The organism is Bdellovibrio sp. HCB-162 (assembly GCF_047344985.1).
GTDB lineage: Bacteria > Bdellovibrionota > Bdellovibrionia > Bdellovibrionales > Bdellovibrionaceae > Bdellovibrio.
In genome coordinates, this window is the sequence record NZ_CP178861.1 from 1,892,071 (window position 1) to 1,905,092 (window position 13,022).

Annotated in this window: 13 protein-coding genes; 6 read left to right on the forward strand and 7 right to left on the reverse strand. The window is 43.0% G+C overall.

The window, feature by feature from the left end; all coding sequences use genetic code 11:
• The first annotated feature begins 104 nt into the window (after positions 1 to 104).
• Together ACLSSO_RS09270 and ACLSSO_RS09275 are read left to right on the forward strand one after the other, a co-directional pair.
• Positions 105 to 695, forward strand: coding sequence for a YceI family protein (locus ACLSSO_RS09270; protein WP_413944760.1), 591 nt, complete (start codon positions 105 to 107; stop codon positions 693 to 695).
• 247 nt (positions 696 to 942) lie between these two features.
• A complete protein-coding gene (locus tag ACLSSO_RS09275; protein ID WP_295899269.1) occupies positions 943 to 1,545 on the forward strand; it encodes a hypothetical protein in 603 nt (200 codons plus the stop codon).
• A 12-nt stretch (positions 1,546 to 1,557) separates the two neighbouring features.
• On the opposite strand, the gene ACLSSO_RS09280 is transcribed toward ACLSSO_RS09275, so the two are convergent.
• On the reverse strand, positions 1,558 to 1,851 hold the full coding sequence (locus ACLSSO_RS09280; protein ID WP_340591700.1) for a hypothetical protein: 294 nt from the start codon (positions 1,849 to 1,851) through the stop codon (positions 1,558 to 1,560).
• A 421-nt stretch (positions 1,852 to 2,272) separates the two neighbouring features.
• Here ACLSSO_RS09280 and ACLSSO_RS09285 point away from each other — a divergent pair, with 421 nt between their 5' ends.
• The 4 genes from ACLSSO_RS09285 (at position 2,273) to ACLSSO_RS09300 (ending at position 7,821) form a co-directional block, all read left to right on the forward strand.
• A complete protein-coding gene (locus ACLSSO_RS09285; RefSeq protein ID WP_295899275.1) occupies positions 2,273 to 3,292 on the forward strand; it encodes a hypothetical protein in 1,020 nt (339 codons plus the stop codon).
• A gap of 197 nt (positions 3,293 to 3,489) precedes the next feature.
• Complete coding sequence (locus ACLSSO_RS09290; protein WP_413944761.1) at positions 3,490 to 3,894, forward strand: hypothetical protein; 405 nt, start codon at positions 3,490 to 3,492, stop codon at positions 3,892 to 3,894.
• Positions 3,848 to 7,327 (forward strand): RHS repeat domain-containing protein, encoded by a 3,480-nt coding sequence (locus tag ACLSSO_RS09295; protein ID WP_413944762.1) that lies wholly within the window; start codon positions 3,848 to 3,850, stop codon positions 7,325 to 7,327. The genes ACLSSO_RS09290 and ACLSSO_RS09295 overlap by 47 nt, the downstream gene beginning before the upstream one ends.
• Before the next feature lie 95 nt (positions 7,328 to 7,422).
• Positions 7,423 to 7,821, forward strand: a complete 399-nt coding sequence (locus tag ACLSSO_RS09300) for a hypothetical protein (protein WP_295905497.1) — start codon at positions 7,423 to 7,425, stop codon at positions 7,819 to 7,821.
• Positions 7,822 to 8,178: 357 nt separating this feature from the next.
• On the opposite strand, the gene ACLSSO_RS09305 is transcribed toward ACLSSO_RS09300, so the two are convergent.
• From ACLSSO_RS09305 to fabG, 6 genes are all read right to left on the reverse strand, one after another.
• A complete protein-coding gene (locus ACLSSO_RS09305; protein ID WP_295905499.1) occupies positions 8,179 to 8,751 on the reverse strand; it encodes a M23 family metallopeptidase in 573 nt (190 codons plus the stop codon).
• Positions 8,752 to 8,852: 101 nt separating this feature from the next.
• The gene (gene glyA / locus ACLSSO_RS09310) at positions 8,853 to 10,100 is read right to left on the reverse strand and encodes a serine hydroxymethyltransferase (RefSeq protein WP_340591708.1); all 1,248 of its coding nucleotides are present in this window, start codon (positions 10,098 to 10,100) and stop codon (positions 8,853 to 8,855) included.
• A gap of 60 nt (positions 10,101 to 10,160) precedes the next feature.
• Positions 10,161 to 10,637, reverse strand: coding sequence for an RpiB/LacA/LacB family sugar-phosphate isomerase (locus ACLSSO_RS09315; protein WP_295905503.1), 477 nt, complete (start codon positions 10,635 to 10,637; stop codon positions 10,161 to 10,163).
• 7 nt (positions 10,638 to 10,644) lie between these two features.
• The gene (gene fabF / locus ACLSSO_RS09320) at positions 10,645 to 11,913 is read right to left on the reverse strand and encodes a beta-ketoacyl-ACP synthase II (RefSeq protein ID WP_295905504.1); all 1,269 of its coding nucleotides are present in this window, start codon (positions 11,911 to 11,913) and stop codon (positions 10,645 to 10,647) included.
• 6 nt (positions 11,914 to 11,919) lie between these two features.
• The gene (acpP, locus tag ACLSSO_RS09325) at positions 11,920 to 12,156 is read right to left on the reverse strand and encodes an acyl carrier protein (protein WP_041871683.1); all 237 of its coding nucleotides are present in this window, start codon (positions 12,154 to 12,156) and stop codon (positions 11,920 to 11,922) included.
• Positions 12,157 to 12,253: 97 nt separating this feature from the next.
• Positions 12,254 to 13,003 (reverse strand): 3-oxoacyl-[acyl-carrier-protein] reductase, encoded by a 750-nt coding sequence (gene fabG, locus ACLSSO_RS09330; protein ID WP_295905510.1) that lies wholly within the window; start codon positions 13,001 to 13,003, stop codon positions 12,254 to 12,256.
• Between the last annotated feature and the right edge of the window lie 19 nt (positions 13,004 to 13,022).

Here is a 13,022-nt window from a genome sequence, read left to right on the forward strand (position 1 = left end):
TTTATGGATCTTAGTTTAATTCTTTTTGTCAAAAGTTGATCTTGTTAATCAATTAGGAAATAGTTTGTTTGTTCACAGAGATAACTTTGAAGGAGAGTTTTACTATGATGAAGTTTGTTTTGGGTGCTCTTGTTTTTGTGGTGGCCGGTGCCGTTCATGCTGCTGATGTTTATAAGATTGATGCTAAGGCTAGTTCTGTGGCTTGGAAGGGGTCTAAGAAGATGGGGAGTTCTCATCATGGTGGGATCTCTGTTAAGGATGGGGATGTTACTTTCAATAAGGGGCAGCTGACTGGTGGTAATGTTGTTGTTGATATGACGACTGTTACTAATGAGGATTTGAAAGACAGTCCCGATTATCAAAAAAAACTTGTTGGGCATCTTTCTAGTGATGATTTCTTCAGCGTGACTAAGTTTCCTACGGCTACTTTTAAAATTACGAATGTGACTGCGAAGTCTAAAACAGAAGCTGTTGTAAAAGGTGAATTGACGATGATTGGTAAAACAAATCCTATCGAATTCCCTGTGAAGTTTACTGTTGATAAGGGTGTTGCCACTGGTGAGGCTCTTGTGAAAATTGATCGTACGAAGTGGGGTCTTAAATATGGTTCTGGCAATTTCTTTAAAGAGCTTGCTGGTGACAAGATCATCAACGATGAGTTTGAATTGAATTTGAAACTTGTTGCTAAGAAATAGTTTTTTCTTTCAATGAAAACGAAAAGGCGCTGATTCCCGGCGCCTTTTTTATTTTGTGTATCTGTTTTCTCTCTTAGAACTAATGTCGAAAGTCTGTTCGAACTTTTCCAAAAAATGTCTTTTTTCTTTGTTATCTCTTTAAACGGGTTGGTATCAAAATGAGATTCAGCTGTGGTCTCAAGTGCTTAACGGTGCTTCTTCTGTGGCGAAGGGTTTGCATTTCACTCAGTTGAATGAGGAGTGCCCTATGAAAAACTTTAAATTCTTATTTATCGCTCTGCTTGCTACCGCAGCTATGACAATGAGTGCTTGTGCTAAAAAGGACTCTGAATTTGCGGCTCGCTATGCGAAAAATAAACTGGGCGCCAGTGTTGCCGACGGTCCAAAGACTCAAGAGGCCGGTGAGCGTGCGGAAGCTCAAGGTCTTTTGGCGGACGTTGTGGATATTCAAAGATATTTCACTCCTGAAGGACAACCCGGTCCCCGCGTAGTGATGGCAAAGATTCTTATTAATAATCAAGAGATGCCCGTGACAACTCACCACTGGGGAACTGAGACTGTTGAAGGACGCGTTGATGTCGCGGGATTCACGGTTGTGTTTCATGCGATGTGCGGAACTGTAGACTGCCAACCTTATTATGCTTCTATGGAAATTTATAAGAACAACCAAATGGTCATCCAAGAAGGCGTAAGAAAATACTTCGATGAACGAGCGGCTGATGGAGATCGCTATCAATGGTTCACTCCAGAAAAAGCTTTACCATTGATGGGTTCAGACTCCATGGATCCACGCGGTATGGTGGGGTTCTTGAACTCCAGCGGGAATTCGACAAGCTCTGAAATCAAATAAGTGGATTAAATTTTATAACTGACGGGAAGGAGAGTTGCGTTGACTCTCCTTTTCTTTTTTTATTTCTTCATCTAAAACTTCTGCCAGATGGGTATGACGTGTCTTCACAAGTTTATCGACTTTGACTAAATAGCCCGCCAAGTGATGAAAGAGCTTTTCGATTTCCGCATCCGTTTCCAAGCGTCCTTCCTCTTCTTTAATTTCTTCAATCAGGCGATCGACGATAAAGAGAGCCGCATTTAATGAGACCCCAACATCATGAAGAAAGTCGCGTTCCTGATAAAGCTGACTGTGCGGGTCAATCATAAGGACCTCCTCAAAATAGTATTCGGAGGCCCGGGAATCAGTGCAACTTGTAGATTTGCACGTCCGGAAGCCGGCCGGAGAAGATGAATAATTTTCAGCAGCGATTGTGATTTCCACAGAACAACTTCTTCATCCCATATGTCCGCATTGAAATAAACGACACTAGAACGCCGTCAAATCGAATATAACCGCAACACATTTTAGGATTTCGTTAAGAAATGGTGTTGAAACGGGACCAAAGTCATGGCACCTTACTTGCTCATTAGGGATCGGTGGCTCCAAATTGGGACCAAGTTGACCCTTTTCGGAACTGAAGGTATTCAGGTCTCCGAAATGATGGCACTGATTTGAATTTGATTTGAAGAAACTTAAATAGTTTAAGGAAAACATAAATAAATAACCACGAAGGAAAGGGAAACCAGTGAAAAAACAAGTTCTAATGTCACTGATTTTGGCGGGATCAATGGTTACTGTAGCGGCTCACGCTGAAGAGCAAGCTCAAAACCAAAGCTCAAACACAAGCACTATTAAAGTGACTGATGTTCAAAACAAAGATGAGCAAAGAAAAGACATCGACGAAGAGATCACAAATGCTCGTATGAGAGCACAATTGGGTTCTAAGTCTAAATGGTCTTTCAAATCTGCTCTTGCTTACAACGGTGGATCTGTTCAAAAACCATTCGAAAGAATCCGTCCTAACTACCGTGCCTCTGCTTCTGCAGAAGCTTTGACAACTCTTTCTGGTTCTATCGGTATCAACTACCGTATGAATGACAGAGACAGCCTTTCTTTGAGCACTGGTGTTGCGATGAGAAATCCATTCCACGATGAAACTGGTCGTTCTGACTTTGCGGATCCTCGTAAAGCTAAAGCTGGTAAAAAGGTTGACCGTTACTACGTAAGCAACCCATCTGTTGACTGGAGCCGCGCTTATAAAGCTGCTGGTCTTCAAATGATCAGCTCTGCTGGTTACACTCACGTGACTGACCCAGATTCAATCCAAAACACAGCAGCTCTTGGCTCTATCAGCTTGGATCAAACTGTTTTGGCTGACTTCGGTACTTCTAACTGGTCCGGTGGTTTGGCGTTCTCTTTCTACTACTCACTTTACAGCGCTGATACTCCAGATATCGGTGTTCAAAACGGTTGGCAGCAAGATGACTACGGCTATGGTATCTACCCATTTGCTGAGTACTCTTTCAACGACACATACTCTTTCAGAACTGTATTCGGTTACTTCGAAGCTGTTCACTACAAAGATGGTCAACCAGGTGCATTGCCAGCTGGTCAAGTTGAGTCACAAACTCCTTACCAATCTATGGGCGTAGGTATCTCTGTAACTCGTGACATCTACTTGTATCCAAACATCCAGTTCACTCCGCTTGATATCAGAGCTGACAGAACAAACGTTGCATTGTCTACAAACATCAACTTGTTCTAATCTGCAGATACAAATGCAAATTCAAAAACCCACAGTCAAAAGCTGTGGGTTTTTTGTTTTCTTGCTTTCGCCCTCAATTCTCGGTCTGCGCGAACAAATCCCTTCTTAGAATTTTTTATTTTTCTTACAAACATCTATTCATTTATTTACTGTCCTTATTAAAACTCTTATAAACTAGCAAAAGTTTGGAGTTCAGAATGAAGATGTTGTGCTTTTTGGCGCTTATTTTTCCGTCACTTGTTTTCGCTAAAGACCTTCCCGATGCAATCTTGGGAGAAGAAACAATCCAGGTTGCTGCAAAAGTAAACGGGAGTACTAAAAGAAACATACTAAGTGGAGGAGTTCCCGGTAGCAGGCTCAAGGGAAAAGTTTGGGCTAATGGGGCTGGTGCTTATGGTGAGGCGCCATCTGGGTTTTATGTTAGTGATTCTGAATGTAAAAGTGGAGATAAGAAGCAAAATATCTCTGAGATTCCATGTACCCTAGGTTTATCGTGGAATTTTAGTGCCCCAGGGACTTATAGAGCAGAAGTTTACGTATATATTCAATCAGAAGGTGGCCCCGAAGATTTGTGGACCGGGGACAATTCCAATCTCAAGTAACTATCCAGGGCAGTGCAGTCCAGGTGTCATCAGTGATCGTCTGTCTGGATTCTCTGTCATTAATCTTTCAACACGTACATTCACTGAAGAAATACCGATTCCGGGTGCTCCTTTTACTTTAGTTTATAATAGCAGCCATTATATTTCTGGTGGTCCAGTATTTCCTCCCGACCATGTTGTAGGAGGTTGGGTTTATTCGTTAGATAGTTTTTACGATCGAAGAAAAAATACGATTTTTTATGGCAGCGGAGCTGTTCATGTTTTGTCTCAGGTTCCAAATCTTGAAACAAACGGCAAATTTGCTTTAATGGATGCATCGGGAGAGACTTACACAGTCTATACGCCCCTTGACGGGAAGTTTTTTTTAAGACGATCTGAGCTAAATAGCGCTCTTGTTTTAGATGGGTTAAATTGGGACGATAAATCCTTTGCAGGATTTGCGGATTCTTTTGGACATAAATACTTCAAAAGCAAGGACGGAAAATACATTATAGGATCGTCTTCGGAAGTCTTGGCTACGCTATCTTATTTTTCAAATGGCAAGCTAGAATCCGTAACTCTTCCTAATGGTGCTCAATATCTACTGACATACAATAACGAAGGTCGATTAAGTTCTTTCAAAAGGCCGCTAGGTAAAACGAGTTATTTTGAATATGATTCGGAAGGGTATTTATTAAAAGATGTCAGTAGCTCCGGGCGCTCTCTTTCTCTTCAAGCTGCATACGATCAAAAAAATCATAATCTCGATGTCGTCTCCACGAATGGAAGTGGGGCTAAAAAATCAATGAGTGTCTACGCCGATGGTAATATGACATATCGATTGGGATTTTCTGATTTCGGCGGTTCTTCTGTTGCAATTACGACCTCAAATACTGATACCAGCAAAGTCGTAGATATGTATGCAGGAGTTAGTGAAACTCAAATGGCAAACAGTGCAAAGTGGGGTTGGGAGGTTAAATATGCTTCTCAAGAAACATTCAAAGCGGGTTCTATCCTGCTCAAAAAACAGGAAGAACAAAGAAAGAACGGCGACGTTTTAGTTAAAACGGTTGTTTTGCAAAGTGATTCAAGAAAAAAATACGAATCATACACGGTGACTAAGCCCGACACGCTTGGAAGTTTTGTAATCACTCCGATGCAAAGAAGATATACTCAAATGCTGAATGAAAAAGGTCAGCCTACAATGCAGATAATTAGTAAGGATAATCAAACTGTTTGGGCGGAGGCGTTTGATTATGATACTGCGGGTAATTTGACGAGTTATAAAAATACGGAGGGAACGACAGTTGCTTCATTTAATTATAACAAATTTAACCTACTGGAGAAAGTAACGGACGGACTTGGAAACTCCACGGATCTTTCATATGACAATATGAGAAGAATATCAAAAGTTACCTACCCTACGGGCAGCGTAATTGAATTTACATATGACCTTGAAGGAAATCTAACTGGAGTTAAGCCACCAGGAAAGCCATTTCACAATTTTGAATACAAATTGGGTGATTCCGTAAGCGCTTATTATCCTCCGTTGTCGGCGCAATTAAATAACGGCATTGAGTATCGCTATGACAATGAAGATAGAGTTTCTGAAATTTTGGTTGGAGGTACTGTAGCAACTTCTTATAAATATGGAGTTCAAGAATCCAGATTGTTTGAAGTTAGAAATAGTCACGCTACAGTTGGAATTTCTTATGCCGTGAATGAAAATAAAAAACCGACGGACTTAATAAGCTCTCTGGTAGCTTCTGATGGCGTTAGAATAAACTATTCATATCTTTGGAAGTTGCCGGTGGCTGTGGATACGCAAGGCCCTGTATCATCTTCTATACGCTATAAGTACAATGCGGATGCAACGTTGGCCAGCATTGACGTAGCGGGTGCGGATGGAAAGTTTTTTTCATATGCTCTTGGCTATGATCTTGATGGTCTTCCGATAAAAGTAGGAAGTATTTCTTTTGTTTTGGATACAGTCGGACGAGTCCAAGGCTCATCTCAAGGCGTAATTAAAGGACAAACTCAATACAACTTAAATGGATATGTCGTTAGCGACGCTTATTCGGTAAATGGAAAGGCCGTCACAAATTTAACGTATTCTAGAGATTCTCTAGGAAGAGTTTCGACAGCGGCGTCATCATATCCATCTCAAAAATCGAATTATAGCTACGACAAGTTAGGGAGATTGATTTCGGTTCAAAGTGGTAATGGCATTCGCGAATACTCCTACGATGACAACGGCAATCGTTTAAGTTTTAAATCTGGAGCGGTTGCTATTAAAGGTGAATACGACGATCAAGATCGTTTAATCTCCTACGGTCAGAATAAATACGCGTATTCTAAATTTGGAAATCTCGCAAAAGTTGAAGAATATGTTTCACCGTCGCAACAACCAAGAATCACTGAGTACGATTATGATTCTGTGGGAAATCTTCGCGCCGTAAAGTTGCCTGATGGCCGTTTAATCGAATACGTTATCGACGGCCAAAATCGTCGAATTGGTAAAAAGATAAACGGAAAACTTGTTCAGGGGTTTATATTTCAATCTCAATATCAAATCGCAGCCGAAACTGATGGATCCGGCAAAATTATTCGCCGTTTTGTGTACGGATCAAAATTCAATATTCCTGATTATGTCGTAACCGGAGGAAAAGAGTATCGTATTATCTCTGACCAAGTCGGAACACCGAAAATAATTGTCGAAGCGGCAACGGGAAAAATCGTTGAGTCTTTAAATTATGACGAATTCGGTATTTCTTTAGATGGAAAGCATAGCGCTTATCTTCCTTTTGGTTTCGCTGGTGGAGTCAATGATCGCGACACAAAGTTAGTACGCTTTGGTGCTCGTGATTATGATCCTCAAACTGGTAGATGGACAAATCGCGATCCAATTTTATTTGTCGGCGGACAAGCCAACCTCTATCTGTATGCTTATGGTGATCCGGTTAACTATGTTGACCCAACTGGTCACTTTGGTTTAGGCGGAGCTTTTGTTGGAGCCGTAATCGGGGGAATAGCTGGTGGTATTGGAACATATGTTGGTAATCCTAAAGCAACAAAACAGCAAATATTGAATGGTGCCTTTGTTGGCGCAATTAGTGGCGGCGTTGCAGGGTTTGGAGGTGGCCTCTTTTCAGCTGCAGCCTCAGAGTTTGGAATTTCGGCAGTGAGTACTGCCATTGGATCTGGAATTATGTCTTCTTTGTTTGGCTTCACGGGGAATATCTTGGGACAGCAGATAGTTACGGGTAAAGTTGACTTTAAACAAGCGATCGCTTCGGCCGCATTGGCTGGCATTGGTGGTGGAATAGCTGCGGGGCTGGGAGCAGGTTTAGGTGCCGGTGCCGCTATGGCTATTGATGTTGGAGTAGGAATTTCTTTGATGCCTGTTGATATGGCGACAGGCTTGTATATGGGTGCGGGAAGTATTTGCCAATAGAGCAGAGCTATTAATATTATCTTTCTATGAATTTGTATTTTACGACGAGCCGTTACCGAAAGAATTGGATGATAATCGCTTCTTTCGGAAGCGTTATGTTTTCACTTGCATGGATTGTTAATACCTTGCCGGCGGGTAATTGGATTTGCGGTATATTTACTTTGCTCGGCGTGTATTTATTTGTAGATGCATGTCGTTCTAGAAGTGCCTTAAGGTTAACAGAAACTGAAATCATAGTTGCAGAGAAAGATATCCCAAAAATCTATAAATACAGCGATATAGTAACTCTCGAAGTTTCTGATTTTTCGCTGGGACTCAAAATCGTATTTAATGATGGAACCAAATTTCTTGTTAATACCAAGCTTCAACGAGCTAGCGACAATCAGACATTCCCCAATAGTTTGGAAAATTCACGTGGTCGTGGTGTCACTCAAGCACTCTTTTTAATTGACGACATACTAAAACAAAAGACGGGTAAAAACTCCGGCCTCTGATAAAAAATATGACGAAATTTGAGATATTGGCGAGTGTTTGCTTTTTAATTTTTATCATTGTGACATTTAGAGCCATGGTGAAGAATTATTTGACGACTTATAGAAATGAAATTCCCGATATTTCGGCTGCTCGTAGGGTCGCACTGTTAATTTATTTTGGATGTACGATAGTTGGCGCGCCGATTCTGTTTGTGTTGATCGTTTATGTTATGGTCATCAAACTACTCTAAAATGATAGATTGAATTTCTCGCAGTTCTAAAAGATTCTGGCGTGTCCTTTAATAATTAGTTTTAATGGTTTCTCTTCGCGATTGACCAGTGCTAATACTTCATCGGAAACATCAGCACTGATAAACTCTATAAACCCGCAGTCGCCGTGTGGGGCAGAAGCGGAAGAGGATCAATCGGTCCTCGGTCTTTGCGGATTTCGAAGTGCAGGTGAACTCCGGTAGCTCTTCCGGTGCGGCCCATGGCGCCGATCACTTCGCCTTGGCGGACTTTTTGTCCTTCAGCTACTAAGATCTTATCAAAGTGCGCGTAGAGAGTCGCCCAGCCGTCGCCAGACTCTACCAAAACCATTTTTCCGTAACCACGGAACTCACGGCCTGCATAGATCACAGTGCCGCCTTGAGCCGCCAAAATAGGCGTTCCCTTCGGTGCTGCGAGATCGATCCCTAAATGAGGGCGCTTTTTATTGGGTAAGAATCCACGAGTCATGCGCGCGCGATCCACTGGCCAATCAAACGTCAACTGTTGTTGAATGTAGGGGCTTTGGTCTGAGGCGGCGTTGCGCGGGGAGTTCGTTGGTTGATTTCCCGCCGCAAAATATTCGCGCGACAAAGGTGTATGAAAAGTGGTGCAGGAACCTAATGTTCCTACAACGAAAATGCTTCCTGCAAAACTAACGAGCTGCTTCCATCCTGGTGACATGCTTTGAGTATACTTAATAAGTCCTCGAATCCAAAGCAATATTTTGGAAATAGCCCGCTGTATTTCTTAAAAAATCTCAACAAGAGATTACTTATTAAGCATTAATAAATGGGGAAGTGTTTGCAAAGTTGCTTCACATCTTCATGGATCTTCGCTTTCATCGCAACATCCTCTGGATTATTGAGAACTTGCGCGATCCATTTTGCGATCTGCTTCATCTCTGTTGTGCCCATTCCTCTTGTGGTCAAAGCAGGAGTTCCGATACGCACACCACTTGTGACAAACGGCGAACGCTTTTCATTTGGCACTGTGTTTTTATTTACAGTGATGCCTGCTTCATCCAAAGAAGCTTCAGCAAGCTTACCTGTGATTTCACGATCGCTCAAATCCACAAGGATCAAGTGATTGTCTGTTCCGCCAGTCACAAGTTTGAAACCCAAAGAAAGCATTTCATCAGCAAGCACTTTGGCATTTTGAATCACTTGCTCACTGTATTTTTTAAATTCAGGTTTCAACGCTTCACCAAACGCCACAGCTTTACCAGCGATCACGTGCTCAAGAGGTCCCCCTTGAATACCAGGGAAGATGCGTGAGTTCATCGTCTTCGCTTTTTCTTCAGAATTCGTCAGGATCATGCCACCACGAGGACCACGCAAAGTTTTGTGTGTTGTCGTCGTGATGTAATCCGCATACGGAACTGGAGACGGGTGGTGACCTGTTGCCACAAGACCCGCGAAGTGGGCCATGTCGACCAACAACTGAGCGCCCACTTCATCAGCGATTTCTTTAAACTTCGCAAAATCCAAAGTGCGTGGATAAGCGCTGTAACCAGCAATGATCAATTTCGGTTGAACTTCTTTTGCCGTTGCACGGATTGTATCGTAGTTGATGCGTCCTGTTTCAGCGTCTAACTTGTAAGAAGCCGCTTTAAACAAAAGACCGCTGAAATTCACAGGAGAACCGTGAGTTAAGTGACCACCATGAGAAAGATCCATTCCAAGAATTGTGTCACCAGACTTACATGCAGCTAAGTATACAGCCATGTTAGCTTGAGAGCCCGAGTGAGGCTGAACATTGGCAAAGCCCACGCCGAAAAGTTTTTTCGCGCGTTCAATGGCTAAGGACTCAACGGTGTCCACATTCACACAGCCGCCGTAATAGCGTTTGCCAGGATAACCTTCCGCATACTTGTTTGTCAGAATAGAGCCTTGCGCCTCCATCACCGCACGTGACGTGTAGTTTTCTGAAGCGATCATTTCTAGACCGAATTGTTGGCGCTCGGATTCTTTTTGAATCGCAGATAAAACTTCAGGATCTACTTGAGCTAAAGACAATGACGTTGAATGCATAGGGATCTCCATTAGATAATCTGTCTAAAGTATCCCTCGTGCAGGCGAAAATTAAAAGCCTCAACAACCAGTGTCGCTAGAGAGTTTATCAACACGACGTTGGTGGCGGCCGCCTTCAAATTTAGATTGAAGGAATACTTTAATCATTTTGATTGCTAAATCAGGTGAAGTGAAACGCGCACTTAAAACTAAAATATTCGCATTATTATGTTCACGCGAAAGACGAGCAATATCCTCGTTCCAGCAAAGAGCTGCGCGCACCTGCGGATAACGATTTGCCCGAATAGCCATACCTTGGCCAGAGCCACAAATTAAAACACCCATTGCCGGGCCTTCTAAGGAATCTGTGATCTTATTTTTGTGATTTTCAAGTTCTACTTGAGTCAGGCTTTTACAAACTTGATCGGCATAGTCAGGGTAGTCTACAGAATCCCCATTGTGGGTTCCCACGTCTTTCCAAGAAAGTTCCGGGAAGGCTGCCATCACTTTAAGTTTTAAATCCAACCCAGCGTGATCACAACCTGTGTAAACTACCATGATTCACCTATTTCAGTTTTGAGAAAATCATGCAGGCGTTTGTGCCGCCGAATCCAAAACTGTTATTAAGAACGTTGTCGATTTTTCCTTCACGAGCTTTGTTAGGAACATAGTCCAAATCACAGTCTTCGCTAGGATTTTCCAAATTGATTGTTGGAGGCACTTTTTGATCGCGAATGGCCATCACACAGAAAGCAGATTCAATCGCACCCGCAGCACCCAACGCGTGTCCCGTCATGGACTTCGTACTAGAAACCCATACTTTCTTCGCGTGATCGCCCATAAGGCGTTTGATCGCAGCCGTCTCAAGACCGTCTCCTACCGGAGTGCTTGTGCCGTGAGCGTTGATGTATTGAATTTCAGATGCTTGCAATCCAGAGTCTTTCACAGCCGCAGCCATGGCTCTGTATCCACCTTCTCCTTCCGGAGCGGGGGATGTCATGTGGTAAGCGTCTGAAGAAACGCCATAGCCTGTGATCTCACAAAGAATCTTAGCACCACGTTTTTCAGCATGCTCAAGAGACTCAATGCAAAGAACCGCAGCGCCTTCACCAAGAACAAAACCATCACGGTCTTTATCCCAAGGACGGCTGGCTTTTTCCGGAGCATCGTTGCGAGTAGAAAGTGCTCTCATCGAAGCAAATCCACCCACAGCAAGTCCACACACCGTGCTTTCAGCGCCACCGGCTAACATCACATCTGTCAAACCGTCGCGAATATAGCGAACAGCATCACCGATAGAGTGCACGCCTGAAGCACATGCTGAAGTCACAGAGTAGTTAGGACCTTTAAGTCCCAACTCGATAGAGACTTGTCCTGCTGCCAAGTTTGTGATGACAGCCGGAATAAAGAAAGGACTGATACGACCAGGACCTTTCTCTTTCATTTTGATTGATGTTTCTTCGATGGTTTGTAGACCGCCGATACCCACACCAATAATCACTCCCGCTTGATTCTTCACATCCTCTGTCAGTTCTAGTTTGGCCATTTCCACAGCCATCTTAGAAGCAGCGATAGAGTAGTGAATAAACAAATCCATCTTCTTTTGCTCTTTTTTCTCAATGTAAAGATCAGGGTTAAAGCCCTTCACTTCACCGGCAAAAGTCACATCAAAGCCTGTTGTGTCGAATTTTGTGATCTTCGCGATACCAGATTGGCCGCGAAGAGCAGCAGCCCAGCTGTCCTCAATGTTGTTACCAAGGGGAGTGACTGCGCCCACTCCAGTGACGACAACTCTTCTTTGTGGTTTTGATGGACGTTCAAATCGGGAGTTCATAAAAAATTAAGCTTTTCCTTTTTTCTCAAGGTAAGAAGCTACGTCTTGAACAGTCTTAAGCTTTTCAGCGTCTTCGTCTGGAATTTCAAGATCGAATTCTTCTTCCATTGCCATCACAAGTTCAACGATATCAAGGCTGTCAGCGCCAAGATCGTCGATGAAAGAAGCCTCAGGCTTAACTTTATCTGGATCTACGCCTAATTGCTCAACGATGATGTCTTTTACTTTTGGATGAATTGCCATTTGTCCTCCTAATATGCGTTCATCTAATTTAATCTTCAAGTCTAGTAAGCTCTTTGCGAATAAAGTCGAAATTAGAACTTTATTCTGCAAAAAACTTTTAATTCATATGCATTCCGCCATTCACATCCAGCGTGTGGCCTGTGATGTATTTGGATTCATCACTTAAAAGGAAACGCACCGCTTGCGCTACGTCGTTGCCTTCGCCGATTTTTGCCAGAGGAATGCGTTCCATCATTTTTGCTTTTACGTCTTCTGAAAGAACATCTGTCATTTCAGTGCCGATAAAACCTGGAGCGACGTTATTCACGCGCACATTGCGAGAAGCCAGTTCCAACGCCACAGATTTCGCAAAAGCAATTGTTCCTGCTTTAGAAGCTGCGTAGTTGGCTTGCCCTGCATTTCCAGTTTCGCCGATGATAGAAGTGATATTAACAATCGAACCTTTGCGCGCTTTCATCATTGGTTTTGTGAAAGCTTTTGTTACCAAGAACGTTCCGCGAAGGTTGGTGTTGATAACAGAATCAAAATCTTCTGCTTTCATGCGCAGAAGAAGTTGGTCTTTTGTGATGCCGGCGTTATTCACAACACCGTCAACTTCAGGCCATTTTTCAAGGATGTGCTCTACAGCTTCGTTCACAGAAGTTTCGTTAGCGATATCCATCTTGATGTAGAAGTGACCTTCGCCCGTTAAAGAGTGAGCAACTTGTTGAGCAGCTTCTTCGCGAGAGGAATAAGTGAAAGCAACTTGCGCGCCTTCTTCAGCTAAAAGCTTTACGATGGCAGCGCCAATACCGCGGCTTCCGCCTGTGACAACAATTTTCTTTCCTTGAAGCGATTTTCCGCTCATGTGCAAAATCCTTTTTCTG

Excerpts from the sequence above, each read along its gene's own strand:
- ACLSSO_RS09270 (WP_413944760.1), top strand. The coding sequence starts at position 105 with ATGATGAAGTTTGTTTTGGGTGCTCTTGTTTTTGTGGTGGCCGGTGCC.
- ACLSSO_RS09275 (WP_295899269.1), top strand. The coding sequence starts at position 943 with ATGAAAAACTTTAAATTCTTATTTATCGCTCTGCTTGCTACCGCAGCT.
- ACLSSO_RS09280 (WP_340591700.1), bottom strand. The coding sequence starts at position 1,851 with ATGATTGACCCGCACAGTCAGCTTTATCAGGAACGCGACTTTCTTCAT.
- ACLSSO_RS09290 (WP_413944761.1), top strand. The coding sequence starts at position 3,490 with ATGAAGATGTTGTGCTTTTTGGCGCTTATTTTTCCGTCACTTGTTTTC.
- ACLSSO_RS09300 (WP_295905497.1), top strand. The coding sequence starts at position 7,423 with ATGTTTTCACTTGCATGGATTGTTAATACCTTGCCGGCGGGTAATTGG.
- ACLSSO_RS09305 (WP_295905499.1), bottom strand. The coding sequence starts at position 8,751 with ATGTCACCAGGATGGAAGCAGCTCGTTAGTTTTGCAGGAAGCATTTTC.
- glyA (WP_340591708.1), bottom strand. The coding sequence starts at position 10,100 with ATGCATTCAACGTCATTGTCTTTAGCTCAAGTAGATCCTGAAGTTTTA.
- ACLSSO_RS09315 (WP_295905503.1), bottom strand. The coding sequence starts at position 10,637 with ATGGTAGTTTACACAGGTTGTGATCACGCTGGGTTGGATTTAAAACTT.
- fabF (WP_295905504.1), bottom strand. The coding sequence starts at position 11,913 with ATGAACTCCCGATTTGAACGTCCATCAAAACCACAAAGAAGAGTTGTC.
- acpP (WP_041871683.1), bottom strand. The coding sequence starts at position 12,156 with ATGGCAATTCATCCAAAAGTAAAAGACATCATCGTTGAGCAATTAGGC.
- fabG (WP_295905510.1), bottom strand. The coding sequence starts at position 13,003 with ATGAGCGGAAAATCGCTTCAAGGAAAGAAAATTGTTGTCACAGGCGGA.